The 18,856-nt window shown below is 59.6% G+C and carries 15 protein-coding genes; 6 read left to right on the plus strand and 9 right to left on the minus strand.

Annotated elements, in window-relative coordinates; translation table 11 throughout:
- The first annotated feature begins 184 nt into the window (after nucleotides 1–184).
- A complete protein-coding gene (locus OOZ53_RS00260) occupies nucleotides 185–586 on the plus strand; it encodes an acyl-CoA thioesterase (RefSeq protein ID WP_271087268.1) in 402 nt (133 codons plus the stop codon).
- A 49-nt stretch (nucleotides 587–635) separates the two neighbouring features.
- On the opposite strand, the gene OOZ53_RS00265 is transcribed toward OOZ53_RS00260, so the two are convergent.
- The 4 genes from OOZ53_RS00265 to OOZ53_RS00280 are packed head-to-tail and all read right to left on the minus strand — an operon-like array spanning nucleotide 636 to nucleotide 5,322.
- Complete coding sequence (locus OOZ53_RS00265) at nucleotides 636–1,700, minus strand: BMP family ABC transporter substrate-binding protein (protein WP_271087269.1); 1,065 nt, start codon at nucleotides 1,698–1,700, stop codon at nucleotides 636–638.
- A 27-nt stretch (nucleotides 1,701–1,727) separates the two neighbouring features.
- Nucleotides 1,728–2,648 (minus strand): ABC transporter permease, encoded by a 921-nt coding sequence (locus OOZ53_RS00270; protein ID WP_271087270.1) that lies wholly within the window; start codon nucleotides 2,646–2,648, stop codon nucleotides 1,728–1,730.
- A complete protein-coding gene (locus tag OOZ53_RS00275) occupies nucleotides 2,649–3,743 on the minus strand; it encodes an ABC transporter permease (protein WP_271087271.1) in 1,095 nt (364 codons plus the stop codon).
- Nucleotides 3,733–5,322 carry an ABC transporter ATP-binding protein gene (locus OOZ53_RS00280; protein WP_271087272.1) on the minus strand — a complete coding sequence of 530 codons (1,590 nt, stop codon included), beginning with the start codon at nucleotides 5,320–5,322 and terminating at the stop codon, nucleotides 3,733–3,735. The genes OOZ53_RS00275 and OOZ53_RS00280 overlap by 11 nt, the downstream gene beginning before the upstream one ends.
- A gap of 279 nt (nucleotides 5,323–5,601) precedes the next feature.
- Here OOZ53_RS00280 and OOZ53_RS00285 point away from each other — a divergent pair, with 279 nt between their 5' ends.
- The gene (locus OOZ53_RS00285; RefSeq protein WP_271087273.1) at nucleotides 5,602–6,825 is read left to right on the plus strand and encodes a UbiH/UbiF family hydroxylase; all 1,224 of its coding nucleotides are present in this window, start codon (nucleotides 5,602–5,604) and stop codon (nucleotides 6,823–6,825) included.
- Here the strand turns inward: OOZ53_RS00285 and OOZ53_RS00290 are convergent.
- A complete protein-coding gene (locus tag OOZ53_RS00290) occupies nucleotides 6,764–7,750 on the minus strand; it encodes an AEC family transporter (RefSeq protein WP_271087274.1) in 987 nt (328 codons plus the stop codon). The two genes, OOZ53_RS00285 and OOZ53_RS00290, sit on opposite strands and share 62 nt — an antisense overlap.
- 191 nt (nucleotides 7,751–7,941) lie before the next feature.
- Between OOZ53_RS00290 and hspQ the strand changes: the two genes are divergently transcribed.
- Complete coding sequence (gene hspQ / locus OOZ53_RS00295; protein ID WP_271087275.1) at nucleotides 7,942–8,274, plus strand: heat shock protein HspQ; 333 nt, start codon at nucleotides 7,942–7,944, stop codon at nucleotides 8,272–8,274.
- 61 nt (nucleotides 8,275–8,335) lie between these two features.
- Here hspQ and OOZ53_RS00300 read toward each other — a convergent pair whose 3' ends face one another.
- Together OOZ53_RS00300 and OOZ53_RS00305 are read right to left on the minus strand one after the other, a co-directional pair.
- Complete coding sequence (locus OOZ53_RS00300; protein ID WP_271087277.1) at nucleotides 8,336–8,956, minus strand: invasion associated locus B family protein; 621 nt, start codon at nucleotides 8,954–8,956, stop codon at nucleotides 8,336–8,338.
- Between the two features lie 389 nt (nucleotides 8,957–9,345).
- Nucleotides 9,346–9,969 carry an invasion associated locus B family protein gene (locus OOZ53_RS00305; protein WP_271087278.1) on the minus strand — a complete coding sequence of 208 codons (624 nt, stop codon included), beginning with the start codon at nucleotides 9,967–9,969 and terminating at the stop codon, nucleotides 9,346–9,348.
- 274 nt (nucleotides 9,970–10,243) lie between these two features.
- Here OOZ53_RS00305 and OOZ53_RS00310 point away from each other — a divergent pair, with 274 nt between their 5' ends.
- Nucleotides 10,244–12,061 (plus strand): extracellular solute-binding protein, encoded by a 1,818-nt coding sequence (locus OOZ53_RS00310; RefSeq protein WP_271087279.1) that lies wholly within the window; start codon nucleotides 10,244–10,246, stop codon nucleotides 12,059–12,061.
- 22 nt (nucleotides 12,062–12,083) lie between these two features.
- A complete protein-coding gene (locus OOZ53_RS00315) occupies nucleotides 12,084–12,758 on the plus strand; it encodes a DsbA family oxidoreductase (protein ID WP_271087280.1) in 675 nt (224 codons plus the stop codon).
- Here OOZ53_RS00315 and mfd read toward each other — a convergent pair.
- Together mfd and OOZ53_RS00325 are read right to left on the minus strand one after the other, a co-directional pair.
- Nucleotides 12,755–16,258, minus strand: a complete 3,504-nt coding sequence (mfd, locus tag OOZ53_RS00320) for a transcription-repair coupling factor (RefSeq protein ID WP_271087281.1) — start codon at nucleotides 16,256–16,258, stop codon at nucleotides 12,755–12,757. The two genes, OOZ53_RS00315 and mfd, sit on opposite strands and share 4 nt — an antisense overlap.
- The gene (locus OOZ53_RS00325) at nucleotides 16,252–16,542 is read right to left on the minus strand and encodes an FAD assembly factor SdhE (protein WP_271087282.1); all 291 of its coding nucleotides are present in this window, start codon (nucleotides 16,540–16,542) and stop codon (nucleotides 16,252–16,254) included. Before OOZ53_RS00325 ends, mfd begins: the two co-directional genes overlap by 7 nt.
- A 201-nt stretch (nucleotides 16,543–16,743) precedes the next feature.
- Between OOZ53_RS00325 and recG the strand changes: the two genes are divergently transcribed.
- Entirely contained in the window at nucleotides 16,744–18,849 is a 2,106-nt protein-coding gene (gene recG, locus OOZ53_RS00330; RefSeq protein ID WP_271087283.1) for an ATP-dependent DNA helicase RecG, read from the plus strand.
- Nucleotides 18,850–18,856: the final 7 nt, after the last annotated feature.

The raw sequence follows: 18,856 nt of genomic DNA on the forward strand, positions 1-18,856 counted from the left end.
TCTGCCAGGCCCGGTTGCTAATCTCCGGTTAAATAAAGCAGAATTCGCAAAAGTTGTGAACTCCAATGACTGCAACGCTGTCGGGATATTGTTACGTGAAAACTTGCCTGTTCCCAGGTGCAGCCAGATTGTACGGACGGCCAATTGACCGCATACTTGTTGATCCAGTTCAGGAGTGCTGTCTATGAGCGAAGAAAAGCCGCAAGGAGAACTGACGATCCGCACCATGGCGATGCCGGCTGACACCAATGCGGCCGGCGACATATTCGGTGGGTGGGTTGTCTCGCAGATGGATTTTGCCGCCGGCATCGCAGCCGGTCAAAGGGCGCGCGGGCGGGTGGTTACGATCGCCATCGAGGCAATGAAGTTCATCCGGCCGGTCAAGGTAGGCGACGTGGTTTGTGTCTATACCGATATCGAGCATATCGGCCGCACTTCCATGAAGATCCATGTGGAGGCATGGGTTCTGCGCGAGCGCTACGGCAAGCACGAGAAGGTCACGGACGCGCTGTTCACCTTCGTTGCGGTTGACAAGAACGGCCGGCCGGTGCCCGTTCCGGCAGGGAACCTGGAAACCGGATCCTGAAACAGAAAAGGCGCCTTAGCGGCGCCTTTTCGGTTCATCAAGAAGCGCTTTACTGCGGCAGCTTGTCATCCACGCCCATGACGTAGAAATTCATGCCGAGCAGCGTACCGTCATCCGCTACCTCGCCGCCCTTCAGCCATTCGGAGCCATCCTGCTTGGTGACCGGGCCGGTGAACGGATGCATTTCGCCATTGGTGATCTTGGCTTCGGTTTCCATGGCCATCTGCTTCACGTCATCCGGCATGTTGGTGTAGGGCGCCATGGTCAGGATACCGTCGATCAGGCCGTCCCAGGTGGATTGGGATTTCCAGGTGCCGTCCATCATCGCCTGTGTCCGCTTGATGTAGTACGGACCCCAGCTGTCGATGATCGCGGTGAGCTGGGTATTCGGGCCGGCTTCGATCATGTCCGATGCCTGTCCGAAGGCATTGATGCCGCGCTCGGCGGCGACCTGCATCGGTGCGGTCGAGTCGGTGTGCTGCGTCAGGATGTCGACGCCCTGGTCGACCAGCGCCTTGGCGGCGTCGGCTTCCTTGCCGGCATCGAACCAGGAGTTCACCCAGACAACCTTGATCTTGAAATCAGGGTTGACCGACTGGGCGCCGAGAAGGAAGGAGTTGATGCCGCGCACGACTTCCGGGATCGGGAAGGATGCAATATATCCGGCGACGCCTGTCTTGGAGATCTTTCCAGCGATCTGTCCCTGGATGTAGCGGCCCTGATAGAAGCGCGAATTGTAGCTGGTGACGTTGTCCGATGTCTTGTAGCCGGTGGCGTGTTCGAACTTCACATCGGGGAATTTCTTGGCGACATCGAGCGTCGGTTCCATGAAGCCGAACGACGTCGTGAAGATGAGTTCGCAGCCCGAGCGTGCGAAACGCTCGATTGCGCGTTCGGCATCCGGCCCCTCGGCAACGTTTTCCAAATAGGGCGTTTCGATCTTGTCGCCGAAGTGGGCCTGGAGTTCCTGGCGGCCGATGTCATGTGCCTGGGTCCAGCCGCCGTCGGTCTTCGAGCCGACATAAACGAAACAGACCTTCGTTGCGGCCTGTGCCGCGGTGGCGCCTAGGCTGACCACGGCTGCCGCCGTTATTGCCAATAGTGTTTTTTTCATCGTGTTCACCTCTTCTGTTATGGTGGATTAGCGATCCGGGACGAATGACTGACCGAGCGAAGCCGGAGTATTCATCAGTGTCAAGCGCCTGTTGCGCGAGATCAGTACAAGAACGATTATTGTCGCGAGATAAGGCAGCGCCGACAGGAATTGCGACGGGATACCGAAACCGAGCGCCTGCGCATGCAACTGTCCGATCGTAACGGCGCCGAACAGATAGGCGCCGGCAAGCACGCGCAGCGGCCGCCAGCTTGCGAAAACGACGAGCGCAAGCGCAATCCAGCCGCGGCCGGCGGACATGTTTTCCACCCATTGCGGCGTGTAGACGAGCGACAATTGCGCGCCCGCCAGTCCGGCGCAGACGCCGCCGAACATGACCGCCAGATAACGCGTCTTGATGACCGAAATACCGAGCGCGTGGGCCGAGCCGTGGCTGTCTCCGATGGCGCGCAATTGAAGGCCGATGCGTGTCCTGAACAGGAACCAGCTGACACCGACGACCGACAGGATGGACAGATAGAAGATGATGTCCTGATTGAAGACCAGCGGGCCGACAAGCGGCAGGCTGCTGAGCAGCGGGATGGCAATCGGCTCAAGCTGGACGCCGGGTTGACCGACGAAATTCTCCCCGATCATTCCCGAAAGACCTAGGCCGAGAATGGTGAGCGCCAGTCCTGTTGCGACCTGATTGGTGACAAGCGTCAGGCTCAGGAAACCGAAGAGCAGCGAGAAGGCGCAGCCCGCCAGAGCCCCGCACAGCGCCCCGAGATACGGGTTGCCGGAGATCTGCGCCATGGCAAATGCGACCACCGCGCCCACGACGATCATGCCTTCGACGCCGAGATTGAGGACGCCGGATCTTTCCACGACCAGCTCGCCCATGGCGGCCAGAAGCAGAGGAGTCGCTGCCGTCGTGACGGTCAGGAGTACGGCTACGATGAGTTCCATTTAGGCGCCCTCCCCAGCGGGTTCCGCATGCGCGACGAATTTGAGCCTGACGCGGTAGTGGATCAGCGTGTCGCAGGCCAGGACGAAGAACAGCAGCAGTCCCTGGAACACGCGCGCGATCTTGTCAGGCAGGCCGATTGAAATCTGCGCCGCCTCGCCGCCGAGATAGGTCAGCGCCAGGATCAGGCCGGCGGCGAAAATTCCGAGCGGGTTGAGCCGTCCGAGGAAGGCGACGATGATCGCCGTAAAGCCGTAGCCCGGTGAGATCACCGGCTGGAGCTGCTCGATCGAGCCGGAAACTTCCGAAATACCGGCAAGGCCAGCCAGCGCTCCGGAAAACAGGAAGGCGAAGAACACCATCTTGTTGGCGGAAAAACCCGCAAAGCGCCCTGCCCGTGCCGATTGGCCTAGGACCGAGACCTCGAAGCCGCGCAGCATGTAGCGCATCATGAACCAGGTCAGCAGTGTCGCGACGACCGCGAAGATGATGCCGAGATCGGCGCGGCCGGAAGCCGGCAACAATTCCGGGAGAATGGCCTCGACATCGAATTCGCGGCTTTCAGGGAAGTTGAAACCCTCCGGATTGCGCCATGGTCCGCGCACAATCCAGTCGAGGAAGAGCTGCGCCACATAGACAAGCATCAGGCTCGACAGGATCTCATTTGTATTGAAGCGCGTCTTCAACAATGCCGGTATCGCCGCATAGGCGGCTCCGCCGATCATGCCCATGATCAGCATGACGGGCAACACGAGCCAAGAATCCCACTGGTGGACCATGATCGGCAAAATCGAACCGGTTACGCCGCCGATGATGAACTGTCCCTCGGCGCCGATATTCCAGTTGTTGGAACGGAAACAGACGGAAAGGCCCACGGCAATCAGGATGAGCGGCGCTGCCTTGATGGCGAGCTCATGCAACGACCATACCTCGGTCAGCGGCTCGATGAAAAAGCTGTACAGCGCATCGATCGGGTTCTTGTCCAGCGCGGTGAACATGATGGCGCCGGCGACGACTGTCAGGCCGAGCGCGATGAACGGCGAAAGCACCGAAAAGAGCGCCGAGTGGCCGGGTCTGCGTTCGAGTTCAATGCGCATGAGCGGCCTCCAAATGTGTGTCCGCGGCCGGCGCGTCTTCGCCATGGATACCGCCCATGAGCAGACCGATGCGTTCGAGAGTCATGTTTTCCGAGGGCTCCGCGGCCGAAAGCCGGCCTTCGTTTATCACGGCGATGCTGGTCGCCACCTCGAAGATCTCGTCCAGGTCCTGGCTGATCACGACGACAGCGGAGCCGGAATTGGCGAGGTCGATCAGCGCCTGCCGGATACGGCTGGCGGCGCCGGCGTCGACCCCCCAGGTCGGCTGGTTGACGACCATGACGGAGGGCTTGCGATCGAGCTCGCGCCCGACGATGAATTTCTGCAGATTGCCGCCGGACAGGGACGACGCGTCCGGGTCCTCGCCGGACATGCGCACGTCCATCTCCTTGATGATGCGCTCCGAGGCCTTGCGTACGACATCATGACGGATGATCTTCAGCGGACCGCCCGTCAGAAACTCCGCGGCGTCGGACCGGTGACGCGCGAGCACCATGTTTTCGGAAAGGGTCATGGAGGACACGGCGGCATGACCGTGCCGCTCTTCCGGGACGAAGCCGGCGCCGAGAAGGCGTCGCGCTGAAATGCCAAGCCGACCTGCGTCCTTGCCGCAAATCCTGATATCATCGGACTTGTCGACGAGTTCCTCGCCGGACAGGACATCGAAAAGCTCGCTCTGGCCGTTGCCCGCCACGCCGGCAATGCCGATCACCTCTCCACCGCGAACGGTCAGGTCGATATCCTTGAGCGCGACGGCGAACGGCGTGCGCGCCGGCGCCGAGAGCTTTCTTGTTTCGATGAGAACCTGGTCGGTGACGCTGCCGCCGGTATTGGAAACGGACTTTACTTCCGAGCCGACCATCATGCGCGCCAGCGATGCCGGCGTCTCCTCACGTGGATCGCAATCGCCGGTGAGCTTGCCGTGGCGCAGGACCGTCGCCCGGTCGCAGATGCGCTGCACTTCCTCCAGCCGGTGGCTGATATAGAGGACGGAACGGCCTTCCGAGCGGATCTTCTCCAGCGTCTCGAAGAGCCGGTCGGCCTCCTGCGGCGTCAGAACGGATGTGGGCTCGTCGAGGATGATGAGCTCCGGGTTCTGCAACAGGGTCCTGACGATTTCGATCCGCTGGCGCTCGCCCACGGAAAGATCGGCAACATGTGCATGCGGATCGAGCGGCAGGCCGTATTCGCGGGAAAGAACCGCGGCCTGCTCCGAAATGTTCTCGATGCTCACGTCATCGTCCATGGAAAGCGCGATGTTCTCCGCGACGGTCAGCGCCTCGAACAGCGAGAAGTGCTGGAAAACCATCCCGATGCCGTAGCCGCGGGCCTGTCCCGGGCTGCTTATCGTGACCGGATTTCCCTTCCAGAAGATCTGTCCGGATGTCGGCTCGAGCGAGCCGAACAACATCTTCACGAGTGTCGATTTTCCGGCGCCGTTTTCGCCGAGAAGTGCATGTATTTCGCTTGATTTGATTTCCAGGTCGATGTGATCGTTGGCGCGCAATTCGCCGAAGACCTTGGTCAAGCCGCGCACTTCCAGCAGGCAGTCACTGTGCCCAGGTTCGTGATTAGCCAAATTTTCCTCCCCCGCATCTAAGCGGATCCAACCGGTCCTGATCCTAGGCGCAGTCGGCATATCCCGCAAAGATCGAACGATAATAAAGAGCTTCAAAATTTTGACACATAATTGCAGGGCGCTATTCGCCTGTCATCAACGAATGTTGCATTGCAAAATATTTGCGCAGGAAGCCCAAACATTGGGCTGCGTCAGATGGTCCGCCGCGTTGCATTTTTGCATGACAGAGACGGTCGGGATGGTAGTGTGTCGCTCAATTGGCGCGGACAGGATGCTGGCATGGACAGGACATACGACATCGCGGTGATCGGCGGAGGGCTTGCAGGCTCGGCCGCCGCACTTGCCGTGGCGCGGCGCGGATACAGAACGGCGTTCATCGCACCTGCCGCGAAGGCAGCGGATGGCCGCACCACCGCCCTGATGATGCCGTCGATCGAATTGTTGCAGCAACTGGATATCTGGGAGGGGGTTGAAAACGCGGCGGCGCCACTACGCGCCATGCGCATTATCGATGCCACCAGCCGGCTGGTCCGCGCGCCCACCGTCACATTCCATTCCAGCGAACTCCATATTGAGGCATTCGGTTACAACATTCCGAATGCGCCGCTTCTGGAAGCTTTAGGCAAAGCAGCCGGCTCGCTTGAAGAGATCACATGTTTCGCCAGTGCCGCGACTTCCATCAAAGAGCTTCCGGAACATGCGCAGATCGTCCTGGAAGACGGTTCCGCGCTTGCCGCCAGCCTCGTCGTCGGCGCCGACGGGCGGAATTCCAAGGTTCGTGAAGCGGCAGGGATCAGGGTCCACGACTGGCGCTATCCGCAAACGGCGATTGTGCTCAATTTCAGCCATCAGTATCCGCATGCAGACACTTCGAACGAGTTCCATACGGAAGCGGGACCATTCACTCAGGTGCCCCTGCCCGGCCAAAGATCCAGTCTCGTGTGGGCGCTCGCACCGGCCGAGGCCGAGGCGATGCAGGTCATGCCGGCCGATGAGCTCGGGTCCGCGATCGAGGAGAGGATGCAGTCCATTCTCGGCAAGGTTACGGTCGAGGGTGCAGTGCAGCGCTTTGCCTTCAGCGGCATGATCGCCCGCTCATTTGGCCGCGGCCGCATGGCCCTGGTCGGAGAGGCAGGGCATGTCTTTCCGCCCATAGGTGCTCAAGGTCTCAATCTTGGTCTGCGGGACGTTCTGGAATTCGTTTCGGCGCTTGACCGAGCGGGCGGTCCAGCCAATGCAGCCGCAGTGACGCGCCATTACGATCGGGCCCGGCGCAGCGATGTGGTCTCCAGAACGGCCAGCGTCGATATGCTGAACCGGACGCTGTTGAACGACTTTCTGCCGGTCCAACTGTTGCGATCCGGTGGTCTTGCCGCGCTTTCGGCGATCGCACCCTTGCGTATTTTAGCCATGCGGGAGGGCATGAAGCCCGGCAGCGGTTTCAACGCCCTTGGGCGGGCGACGCAGCGGGAAAAAGATCAGCCGGAAGCAGTCCGGAGGTAATGGCGTAGAGCAAGGCCGTGACCGATAGAACGGAGAGCACGGTGGTTATCAGAACCGTGGCCGAGCTCCGTTCGACCCAGACATTATATTGTTGCGCGAGCACAAAGACGTTCGTTGCCGTGGGAAGCGAAGCCAGAAGGACGGCGGTGAATATCCAGGTGCTGTCGAAATCACCCACCAGGCCCATGGCGACGTAGACAAGAAGCGGGTGGACAATCAGCTTCGCCGGTACAATGTAGGACAGCTCAAGCGGTATCCGGCGCAGCGGCCGCAATGCAAGCGTCACGCCCATCGCAAACAGCGCGCAAGGCGCGGCGGCCTGCGAGAGGTAGTCTATAAGGCGTTGCGGGGCGTCCGGGATGGGCAGTTTCAGCCATGCCACCGTGACCCCTGCGATGGTTGCCAAAATGAACGGGTGCAAGATGATGCGCCGTGCAATGAGCGCAACCAGCGTCGGCAAGGAATGTTTCTCGCTGCCGGAAATTGCCATCATGCACGGAACTATGGCGAAATGCATGATGTTCTCGAAGCAGAAAATGAGTGCGACGGGAACGGCTGCCTTTTCGCCGAAGGCCAGAATGGCCAGGCTCGGGCCCATATAGCCGATATTGCCGTATGCGGCGGCCAGACCCTGTATCGTGCCGGCGGCTATTGATGCGCGTATGGCGACGACCGCAAACGCGAAGACGACCGCAAAGACCGTGTAGGTGGAAAGCAGGCTTGCCATGATGAAATCAAGGCGGGCCAGTTCCTCAATCGGCGTGCGCGAAAGCAGCTTGAAGAAGAGCGCTGGAAGCGCCAGGTACAGCACGAATATATTGAGCCAGCCCAACGCGTCGGACGGCTGCCGCACGAGCCGGGCTGTTACGTAGCCCAGAAAGATGAGCCCGAAGAGCGGGAGAATGAGCGCTGCGATTTGTGACATTGGCTGGCTTTGGTGTTGCGATACAGCTTGTATTCACAAATAACGCATAATCAAGCGGTAGTAGCCGGCGAAGGAAGAGAAGATCAGCAACCGGCTTCGGCAATGTTACCGTTTTGTTACTGGATTCGCCCAAAAGGCGTTGAAATTGCAAGCGCCTTGCCTCTATTAGTGTTTCCAGGAGGCATTCATCGATGCTCAAATCGCGAACGGCAAAATTTCAGATCGGACAAACGGTTAAGCACCGCGTCTACCCATTCAGGGGCGTCATTTTCGATGTCGATCCGGTTTTTGCCAACACGGAGGAATGGTATCAGTCCATTCCTGAAGATGTCCGCCCGCACAAGGAACAGCCCTTCTACCATCTGTTTGCCGAAAACGAGGATACCGATTACATCGCTTATGTATCGGAGCAGAATCTTTTGCCCGACGACAGCGGCCAACCGGTTCAACACCCTCAAATCTCGGAAATTTTCGAAGGTTCCGATGACGGCGTGTACAAGCTCAGAGGGCCCGTCGGCCACTGACAGCGGCCCATGAATGCATCGGATGGCAAAAAGGCGCGGCTAAACCGCGCCTTTCTCTTTTTTAGTTCGATTCCTTGGCCTTTTGCTGGGCCTCTTCAAGCTTCTGTCGCGCTGCCTGTGCCTTGCGCTGCATCTCTTCCTGCAACAGGCGCTGGCGTTCCTGGAGCTCGGACTGGGCGACCGGCTCGCCGTCGAACGCATCGGTGAAGCCCTTCAGCGATACCTTGATCGGATTGGGTGCGCGCTGGAAGTTCACGGAAGTGAAGACGACCTCGCCGCCCCTTTTGAACGAGCTGACAATGGCATCGGTCAGCGGCACCTGGGCGACGCATTTGTCGGGCATGCAAACCGAATAGGGAACGCGCTGGGCTTTACCGCCGTCAATCTGCATGTTGACGCCCGGAGGAATGGTGCGGGCCGAGGGGACAGACACCTGAAGCGTCTTGTTGTTGACCTTGCCTTCGACCAGGATCAGCCCGACGGCGGTCAGAAGTTGTCCGGTGGAGGCGGTGGTGATGTTCTGCACCACGCAGACGTCGTTGTCTTCCTGTTTGGTGCACACTTTGAACCAGCCCTGATTCGGGCCCTGCGCATGCGCGGCGCCTGCGAGCGACAAGGCAGCAGTCCCTGCGAACACGGTCGCCAGTGCGGTCCTTGCGACTTTTGAGGTCCTGAAGGTCATTCTTGCGTTTTCTCCTGGGCTTTCAATATCTGGTTTCGGCGACGGCGCCGCTTGTTTCCCGCCCGAAGCTGGCTTTAACCGTCGTTTTTTCGACCGTCGCCCAAGCCAACCGAACCGCCTCATAAATCGCGCACTCCCTGTACCCGAAATAAGGCCATTGCAAGGCTTTTCACGCCGGTCGTTCATCCGTTGTCTAAGCGCAAAAAGCTGCAATGTCACGCTGTTTAGCACAGACAAACTCCGTTTCCGGTCGATTTCCTGCAATAGGCTTAATCCGCCGGCGGTTGCAGTCTGCGGCGAATGGTCCCGACAATTGGGCCAGCCAGATGTAGAAAAGGCGCGGATCATGCCGCGCCTTTTGCTTCGGTTCTACTGGAGCGCGGTCCTCTTCAGTTCTGATCTTTGGCCTTTTGCTGGGCTTCCTTGAGTTTTTCCCGGACCGCCTGCGCCTTTTGCTGCAACTCCTGCTGCAACAATTGTTGCCGCTCCTGCAGTTTCGACGGGGTCAAGGCCTCTCCGTCAAAAGCGTCGGTGAAGCCCTTGAGCGAGACCTTGATCGGGTTCGGCGCGCGCTGGAAGTTCACCGAGGTGAAGACGATCTCGCCACCTTGTTTGAACGCGTTGACCATGGCATCGGTCAGGGGCACCTGGGCAACGCATTTGTCGGGCATGCATACGGAATAGGGAATCTGCTGGGCCTTTCCGCCATCGACCTGCATGGCGACGCCGGGCTCGATGGTGCGGGCCGAGGGAACAGAAACCTGAAGCGTCTTGCTGTTTACCTCGCCTTCGACCATGACCAGGCCGGTGGCCGTCAGAAGCTGCCCGGTGGATGCGGTGGTGATGTTCTGCACGACGCAGATGTCGTTCTCGCCCTGCTTCGTGCACACTTTGAACCAGCCCTGATTCGGGCCCTGCGCGTGTGAGGTCTCTGCCGGGTGCAGCAGGGTCGCCGCTGCCGCGAACACGGCTGTCAGCGCTGTTCTCATGACGATTGGGTTTTTGATGGTCATTCCTGCTCTGTCTCCTGGAAATTCGGATTGTGTCGCTGGCAGTCCCAAGTCCGCATTCCCTGTACCCGAATGAGAGCGATCGCAAGGCGGGCGCTGTAAACCTTTGTTACAGTGAATGCCGGCGGTTGTTTTCCGAACCCTTGTGGCATCGGGCGGTATGCGGCGCCCCTGCGTTTCATGCAAAAGGCGTATTCTGCAGGCAAAGGCCGACGCGTTGGAATGGTGCAGGAACGTGGTACGGTTTGCCGCGAATCAGCGAAGGGATGCCATGCAGATGTTTTTACGAATTCTGACCGCAATGCTGCTTGTCGTCAGTGCGAGTAAAGGTGTTGCATTTGCCGAAGGTGCGAAGCACGCCATCGCCTCGCATGGCGAGCCCGCATTGCCGCCGGATTTCCAGTACTTCCCCTACGTCAATCCGGACGCGCCGAAAGGCGGCCGCATTTCGTACGGCGTCAAAGGTACATTCGACAATCTCAATCCGTTCATCCTTAAAAGCATGCGAACGACGGCGCGTGGTATGTGGGATCCGCAGTTCGGCAACCTGACCTATGAAAGCCTGATGCAGCGTTCGCGGGACGAGCCGTTCACGCTTTACGGGCTGTTGGCGGAAACGGTCGAGTTCGATGAGGATCGGACATTCATCCAGTTCAACATCAACCCGCTGGCCAAATGGTCGGATGGGGAACCGGTAACGGCAGATGACGTGATCTTCACGTTCAAGCTGCTTGAGGACAAAGGCCGCCCCCCTTTTTCAGACCGGCTCAAGAACGTCGTGGAGATGGAGAAGACAAGTCCACTAAGTGTTCGGTTTACGCTCACGGAGGATGCTGGACACGAATTCCCGCTGATCCTCGGCCTAAGTCCCATTCTCGCCAAGCATGCGACGAACCCGGATACATTCGACCAGACGACGTTCGAAACACCGGTAGCCTCGGGGCCATACAGGATCAGTGACGTCAGGCCTGGAGAGAAAATCACTTTCGAGCGACGGCCCGACTACTGGGCCAGGGACTTGCCGGTCAAGCGCGGCACTGACAATTATAACGAGATATCGGTGGAGTATTTTCTGGACGAAAATGCCCAGTTCGAGGCGTTTAAAAAGGGCATCTATGATATCCAGTTCGAGGGCAGTCCAACCAGTTGGCGGCGGTCTTACGATTTCCCAGCTGTCGAGAACGGTGATGTTCAAAAAACCGTTTTCGAAAGCAAGCTGCCGGCCGGCATGCACGGGTTTGTTTTCAATACACGGAAGGAAATGTTCAGCGACGTACGCGTCAGGCGGGCATTGGCGATGCTTTTCGATTTCGAATCGGTAAACAGAAGTCTTTTCGACGACGCCTACAAACGGACGGAAAGCTACTTCCAGCACTCCGATTTATCGTCGATCGGCATACCGGCCAGCGAGCGAGAGCGCGCACTTTTGTCACCATTCCCCGGTGCGGTCGAAGAAGTGGTCATGCAAGGGACCTATCACGCCACAAAGACCGACGGCAGCGGCCGGGATCGGACCGTCCAGCGCAAGGCTTTAACATTGTTCAAAGAGGCGGGTTACGCGATCAGGGACGGAAAGCTGGTTGATGGTGCCGGGCGGCCGCTCACCTTCGAGGTTATGACCCAGAACGACGGCCAGGAAAAGATCGCGCTTGCCTATCAACGCAACCTCGCGCCTCTCGGCATAGACATGGGAATCCGGACAGTCGATGACGCGCAATATCAGCGGCGCACCCGGGATTACGAGTATGATATGATCATCAAGACCTACGCGGCATCGCTTTCGCCAGGTGCAGAGCAGATATGGCGCTGGGACAGCCGTTCCCGGGATATTCCGGGCACATTCAACTATGCGGGCACCGCCGAACCGGCAATCGATGCGATGATCCAGGCGTTGCTGGATGCGCGCGCGCAGGAGGATTTCGTGGCCGCGGTGCGCGCCTTCGATCGGGTTCTCATTTCCGGGCACTATGTCGTGCCGCTATACTATCTTCCCGGCCAGCGCGTCGCTTACCGGTCGTATCTTGAACATCCCGAGGTTACGCCCATTTACGGCTATGTGCTGCCGACATGGTGGGACAAGAGAGCCGAGAAATAGCGCCTCGAAGAAAGGAACGACAATGCCTTCCGTCAATATCGACATCGTTTCCGATGTCATGTGTCCGTGGTGCTATATCGGCAAGAAGCGGCTTGAGGCCGCGATCAAGGAGTTGCCCGAAGATATCGAGGTCGATGTTCGCTGGCGGCCGTATCAGCTCGATCCGACCCTGCCGAAGGAAGGCAAGGACAGGGAACAGTATCTTTCTGAGAAATTCGGCGGTTCGGAGCGCGCCAAACAGATATACGCCAACATCGTTGACGCCGGGCGGGAGGAAGACATTCCATTCGATTTCGAGGCAATTGCCGTGTCGCCGAACACGCTTGACGCCCATCGGGTTATTCGCTGGGCGGCCTCGGAAGCACCGGGCGTGCAGGACAGGCTGGTCGATATCCTGTTCAAGGCCTTCTTCATCGATGGAAAGAATGTCGGCGACGATACCGTTCTTCTGGACGCGGCGGAGCAGGCCGGCATGGACCGGACAATCACCGAAGGCCTGCTCGCCGGTCAAGCCGATTGCATGGAGATGGAGCAGGAAATCGAGATCGCCCGAAAGATGGGCGTGACGGGCGTTCCCTGTTTCATACTTGAAAATAAATATGCGGTGATGGGTGCACAGTCGGCTAATGTCCTGACCAATGCCATCCGCGATGTGGCCAAGGAAAAGGAAACTGCCAGCGCGCCGCAAACCGCCTAAACCGCTTCGGCGATTTCCGCGAGTTTCGTCATGATCACCGCGGCGCCGCCGAGCCGCTTTTCAGCGCTGGGCAGATCGCGCAGGAAGAATACGCTTTGATCCGGCCTGATCTTCGCCAGTGAGCCGAGTGCGCCGAGATGGGAAACCAGCCCGGCCGGGTTGGGGAATTCCGCGTTTCGGAACTGGACCACAACACCTTTCGGTCCCGCGTCGAGCTTTTCGACATTCGCCTTGCGACAGAGCGATTTCATGTAAACGATCTTCAGAAGGTGCTGCACTTCCTGTGGCAGCGGACCGAAACGGTCGATGAGTTCGGCGCCGAAGGCATCGATCTCGTCGGGCGTCGTGAGATCGCCAAGGCGCCGGTAGAGGCCAAGTCTGAGGTGAAGATCGGGCACATAGCCATCGGGTATCATCACCGATGTTCCAACGGTGATCTGCGGCGACCAGCCGGTATCGACCAGATCCTCCTCGCCTTTCAGTTCGGCGACGGCTTCCTCCAGCATGTGCTGGTAGAGTTCGAAGCCCACTTCCTTGATGTGTCCGGACTGCTCCTCGCCCAAGAGGTTTCCAGCGCCGCGGATATCGAGGTCATGACTTGCGAGCTGGAAGCCCGCGCCCAGTGTGTCCAGCGATTGCAGCACTTTCAGCCGGCGGTCCGCGGTTGCAGTCAGCGTGCGGTTGACCGGTAGTGTGAAAAGGGAAAAGGCGCGGACCTTGGAGCGCCCCACCCTGCCCCGCAACTGGTAGAGCTGCGCCAGGCCGAACATGTCCGAGCGGTGCACGATCAGCGTGTTGGCCGTTGGAACGTCAAGACCGGATTCAACGATCGTCGTCGAAAGCAGGACATCGTACTGGCCGTCATAAAAGGCGTTCATGATGTCGTCGAGTTCGCCCGCCGGCATCTGGCCGTGTGCGACAGCGACCTTGAGTTCGGGAACATCGGATTCGAGAAAGGCGTGAATTTCACCCAGGTCGGAGATGCGCGGGCAGACGTAAAAACTCTGACCGCCGCGATAGTGTTCGCGCAGCAGTGTCTCGCGTATCACCAGCGGGTCGAAGGGCGATATGAATGTGCGGACGGCCATGCGGTCGACCGGCGGCGTGGTGATCAGCGACAGCTCGCGCACGCCCGTCATGGCAAGTTGCAAGGTACGCGGGATCGGTGTTGCGGACAGCGTCAGAACATGAACGTCGCTCTTGAGTTCCTTGAGCCTTTCCTTGTGCTTGACGCCGAAATGCTGTTCCTCGTCGATGACCAGCAGCCCGAGATTGGCGAATTTGATCGCCTTGCCGAGCAGCGCGTGGGTGCCGATGACAATATCCGTCTTGCCGTCGGCCAGTTCCTTTTTCGTCAGGCTCAGTTCCTTCTGGCCTACCAGCCGGGAGGCCTGCTGCACGCGGATCGGATACCCGCGCAGGCGTTCGGAAAACGTCTTGTAGTGCTGGCGGGCGAGCAGTGTCGTGGGAACGACGACGGCAACCTGCACACCGTTCATGGCCGCGATGAAAGCCGCGCGCAGCGCAACCTCCGTCTTTCCGAAGCCGACATCGCCGCAGACCAGCCGGTCCATCGGTATGCCGCCGGCGAGATCGGAGAGTACGGCGTCGATCGCATTGCCCTGATCCTCGGTTTCCTCATAGGGAAAGCGCGCCGCGAACTCGTCATAGAGCCCGTCCTGCATTGTCAATTGCGGCGCGTTGCGCATCTGACGTTCGGCGGCGATGCGGATCAGCGCCCCGGCCATATCGAGTAGCCGTTTCTTCAGCTTTGCCTTGCGCGCCTGCCAGGCGACGCCGCCGAGCTTGTCGAGGATGGCCCCGGCTGCGTCGGATCCGTAGCGCGACAACAGCTCGATGTTTTCCACCGGCAGGAAAAGCTTGGCGTCCTCCGCATAGCGCAGTTCGAGGCATGCATGTGGAGCACCGGCGGCTTCGATGGTGCGCAATCCGATGAATTTGCCGATGCCGTGTTCGGCGTGGACGACAATGTCGCCTTCTTCGAGACCCGAAACCTCGGTGATATAATCGGAGCCCTTCTGGCGTCGACGCCCGCGTCGCACCAGGCGATCGCCGAGGATATCCTGCTCGCCAATGACCGACAGGCCATCGATTTCGTAGCCGCTCTCCAGATTGAGTATGGCTGCGGCGGCCTCACCGGTCTTCAGGTCATTGGCTTCGGATAGGGAGCCGATCCGGCGTACGCGCTCGAGCCCGTGTTCACCGAGTACTTGCAATAGGCGATCGAGCGATCCTTCCGTCCAGGCCGTTATGACGACCTTGAACCCATCCGCGCGTTTCTTGCCGATATGCCGAACCACCTGCTCAAAGACATTCACCCGTGCGGTCTCGGCATCCTTCTGCTCAACGGTGCTCGCCCAGCGTGGCCCGGCATGGGCCTCGATATTGATGACCTGGCGTCCTGCCAGGTCCTCTTCCATGAAGGGCGACAGGGTCACGGCGTTGGTAATGTTCAGGGATTCTGTCAGTTCATCCGGCGAAAGATAAAGCTGCTCCACCGGCACCGGATTGTAGGGTGTCGCCTGCGCCGTCGACATCTCGGCCGAGAGATTATGGCGTGCCTCGAAGTGATCGATGACCTGTGTATGGCGCTCCCGCGCTGCCTCGACGGCGTGCCGGTCGGCATAAATCGAGAAGCCGGAAAGGTAGTCGAACACCGTCTCCAGCCGTTCATAAAACAGCGGCAGCCAGTGATCCATGCCGGCGAACCTGCGGCCTTCGCTTATCGCCTGATAAAGCGCGTCTTCCCGTGTTGCCGCACCAAACAGCGACAGGTAATTCTTGCGAAAACGGCTGATCGTGTCTGCGTCGAGCGATACTTCGCTCATGGGATGCAGTACGAGTTTGCGGGCCTGGCTGGTGGTTCGCTGGGTCGCCGGGTCGAAACTACGGATGCTTTCGAGCGTATCACCGAAGAAGTCGAGACGCAGGGGCTCTTCGTAGCCCGGCAGATAGGCGTCGAGAATGCCGCCGCGGATCGCAAACTCTCCGACTTCACGCACCGTCGGCACCCGCTCGAAGCCATTGTTCGACAGCCGGGTCGCCAGTTCGTCCATTCTGATCTGATTTCCCGGCCTTGCGGCAAAGCTCAGGCCTGCAAGCTTTGAGCGGGGCGGAACCCTTTGCATCAGCGCATTGATCGAAACCAGAACGATCGCCGCGTGCGGATTGGCCTGATGTTCGATCAGGGCGCTGAGCGCCGACAGTCTGCGTGCCGCCGCATCGGCGCTGGGCGAGACACGGTCATAGGGGAGACAATCCCAGCCGGGGAGCTGCAAGACTGGAATATCCGGGGCGATGAATTCCAGGTTCTGCGCCATGTCGGCCATACGCTGGCCGTCGGACAGGATATGAGCAACTGCCCGGCCCTTTCGCGCAGCTTCGGCGAGGATGAGCGGTTCTGCGCCCGCGGGCACGTTCGCCAGGACCGTCGGTGCCTTTGTATTGTAGATCCTGTCGGCCGTTATGCTTGTCAGCATGCCGCGTCGCCCTGCCGGTAGGCACGAATCTGCGCAAACAGCGGCGTGTTGTGCTCTTGCGGCACGTCGATCTCGCCGGTTACCCATTGTATGAGGTCACGGTCGTCAACGGCCAATAACGATTCGAAAGTGTCCAGTTCATCAAGGCTTAGCCGATCGATGTTCTGGTCTGCGAAATGACCCAGAATCAGGTCCATTTCCCTGATTCCGCGATGCCAGGCGCGGAACAGGATGCGCCGCCGCCGGGGATCCATATGTGCACTTGTGCGGGTGGTGCCGGTCATGGTCGATTTGAATTCCTGATGATTATGCGTCTCTATAGCGAAGGCCATTGGAAATGTCAGCTTTGCGATCAAAGTTCGGCGTGCTTCGTGATAGTTTCTCAGCGATCGAGATACGGGGACTGAATGAAAGATCATTTGGGAGGAATTTGGGACGGCAAGCGCCATGCTGACGCAATTTTTGTCGGAAGCGGAGCCGGGTAGATGCGACCCAGCCTGCTCGACCCGCTTTTCGTTCCGATCACATCATTCTCCGGCATAGGTCCGAAAATCGCCGCATTGATCGCCCGTGTCCTTGGACGCGAAAGCGGCGATGACGCGCGTGCCGTCGACCTGATTCTCCTGCCGCCGCACCGCGTGATCGACCGCAGGAACCGGCCCGGCGTAGCGTTCGCACCCGAACATTCAATCGTGACACTGGCGCTTCATGTCGACAGGCACCAGCCTGCACCGCGCGGAAAGCGCAATGTGCCCTACCGTGTCTTTGCCCATGACGAGACGGGAGAGATCGCGCTGACCTTCTTTCACGCGAGGCAGAACTGGCTTGAGAAGGCGTTGCCGGTCGGCGAGACCGTACTGGTCAGCGGCCGGGTCGAGTGGTTCAACGGCCGCGCATCGATGGTCCATCCCGATCACATGGCGCTTGAGAAAGATGCCGACAGTTTTCCACTCGTCGAACCGGTTTACCCGCTGACCGCCGGGCTGTCTCCCAAGCTGCTGCAGCGCGCAATTGATGGTGCTCTTGCCACCCTGCCCGCTTTGCCCGAGTGGCTTGATGCAGCCTTTCTCGAAAAGAACGGGTTTCCCGATTTTGCGAACGCAGTCAGCCGGCTGCACGATCCGCGTGACGAGGCTGACATCAGTGCAAGCGCGCCGGCGCGCCGCCGCCTGGCCTATGACGAACTGCTTGCCGGGCAGTTGTCGCTGGCGCTCGTGCGCCAACGTGTGCGCCGACTCCCCGGAAAACCGGTTTCGGGCGACGGATCACTGCGCGAAAGGCTGCGGGCCGCCCTTCCGTTCAGCCTGACCGGCAGCCAGGAAAAAGCGATTGCCGATATTGTTGCCGACATGCAGAGCACTGAGCGCATGCTTCGGCTGCTGCAGGGCGATGTCGGTTCAGGCAAAACGGCCGTTGCATTGTTTGCCATGGCCGCCTGCGCGGAAGCGGGCGGACAGGCGGTCCTGATGGCGCCGACCGAAATCCTTGCCCAGCAACATTTCGCCACCATCGGTGCCCTTGCCGAGCAGGCCGGTCTGAGCGTTCAGCTGCTGACCGGCCGCACCAAGGGAAAGGAGCGGGAAGCAGCGCTTTCCCGCATTGAATCCGGCGAAGCTCAGCTGATCGTCGGAACCCACGCGCTCTTTCAGGAAACCGTCAACTATCATGACCTGTTGCTTGCCGTTGTCGACGAGCAGCACCGTTTCGGTGTGCATCAACGGCTGCGTCTGACCGCCAAGGGGTCCGCACCGCATATGTTGGTCATGACGGCAACACCGATACCCAGGACTTTGGTCCTCGCCGCCTTCGGCGACATGGATGTCTCGCGCCTGACGGAGAAGCCGGCGGGAAGGCAGCCGATCAGGACGGTGACCATTGAGCTCGAACGCATCAGCGATATCGTGATGCGTCTGCGGGACGCGATATCGAAAGGCAGGAAGGTCTATTGGATTTGTCCACTCGTGGAAGAGTCCGAACTGTCGGAACTCATGTCAGCCGAACAGCGCCATGCCTATCTGGCCGCTGAGTTCGGTTCACTCGTCGACGTCGTGCACGGGCGCATGACCGGTCTTGAAAAGGATCGCGCCATGCAGGATTTCAAGTCCGGAAAAACCCGCATTCTCGTCGCAACGACCGTCATTGAAGTGGGTGTCGATGTTCCAGACGCTTCGATCATGGTGATCGAACATGCGGAACGATTTGGCCTCGCTCAGCTTCACCAGTTGCGTGGCCGTGTCGGGCGAGGATCGGAAGCGTCCAGTTGCATCCTGCTTTACAAGGCGCCCCTGAGCGAGACCGCGCGGGCGCGTCTGTCCATTATGCGCGAAAGCGAAGACGGATTCCGCATCGCCGAGGAAGATCTGCGATTGCGCGGCGAAGGCGAATTGCTTGGAACGCGGCAATCGGGTACGCCGGGGTTCAGGCTCGTTGAGCTGGAAGCCCATAGGGACCTGCTGGAGGCCGCGCGTGACGATGCGCGCTATGTCCTGCAGAAGGATCCGGAACTGACGACCGAACGTGGCCAGGCATTGCGGTACCTGCTCTATATCTGGCGGCGCGACGAGGCCATCCGGCTGCTGCAGGCCGGTTAGGAAAAAG

The sequence above is a fragment of the Allohoeflea poritis genome (assembly GCF_027889715.1).
Lineage (GTDB): Bacteria > Pseudomonadota > Alphaproteobacteria > Rhizobiales > Rhizobiaceae > Hoeflea_A > Hoeflea_A poritis.

Coding starts and splice junctions, on each gene's coding strand:
- mfd (WP_271087281.1), bottom strand. CDS start 16,258: ATGCTGACAAGCATAACGGCCGACAGGATCTACAATACAAAGGCACCG.
- OOZ53_RS00270 (WP_271087270.1), bottom strand. CDS start 2,648: ATGGAACTCATCGTAGCCGTACTCCTGACCGTCACGACGGCAGCGACT.
- OOZ53_RS00260 (WP_271087268.1), top strand. CDS start 185: ATGAGCGAAGAAAAGCCGCAAGGAGAACTGACGATCCGCACCATGGCG.
- OOZ53_RS00300 (WP_271087277.1), bottom strand. CDS start 8,956: ATGACCTTCAGGACCTCAAAAGTCGCAAGGACCGCACTGGCGACCGTG.
- OOZ53_RS00315 (WP_271087280.1), top strand. CDS start 12,084: ATGCCTTCCGTCAATATCGACATCGTTTCCGATGTCATGTGTCCGTGG.
- OOZ53_RS00265 (WP_271087269.1), bottom strand. CDS start 1,700: ATGAAAAAAACACTATTGGCAATAACGGCGGCAGCCGTGGTCAGCCTA.
- OOZ53_RS00290 (WP_271087274.1), bottom strand. CDS start 7,750: ATGTCACAAATCGCAGCGCTCATTCTCCCGCTCTTCGGGCTCATCTTT.
- recG (WP_271087283.1), top strand. CDS start 16,744: ATGCGACCCAGCCTGCTCGACCCGCTTTTCGTTCCGATCACATCATTC.
- OOZ53_RS00325 (WP_271087282.1), bottom strand. CDS start 16,542: ATGACCGGCACCACCCGCACAAGTGCACATATGGATCCCCGGCGGCGG.
- OOZ53_RS00285 (WP_271087273.1), top strand. CDS start 5,602: ATGGACAGGACATACGACATCGCGGTGATCGGCGGAGGGCTTGCAGGC.
- hspQ (WP_271087275.1), top strand. CDS start 7,942: ATGCTCAAATCGCGAACGGCAAAATTTCAGATCGGACAAACGGTTAAG.
- OOZ53_RS00310 (WP_271087279.1), top strand. CDS start 10,244: ATGTTTTTACGAATTCTGACCGCAATGCTGCTTGTCGTCAGTGCGAGT.
- OOZ53_RS00275 (WP_271087271.1), bottom strand. CDS start 3,743: ATGCGCATTGAACTCGAACGCAGACCCGGCCACTCGGCGCTCTTTTCG.
- OOZ53_RS00305 (WP_271087278.1), bottom strand. CDS start 9,969: ATGACCATCAAAAACCCAATCGTCATGAGAACAGCGCTGACAGCCGTG.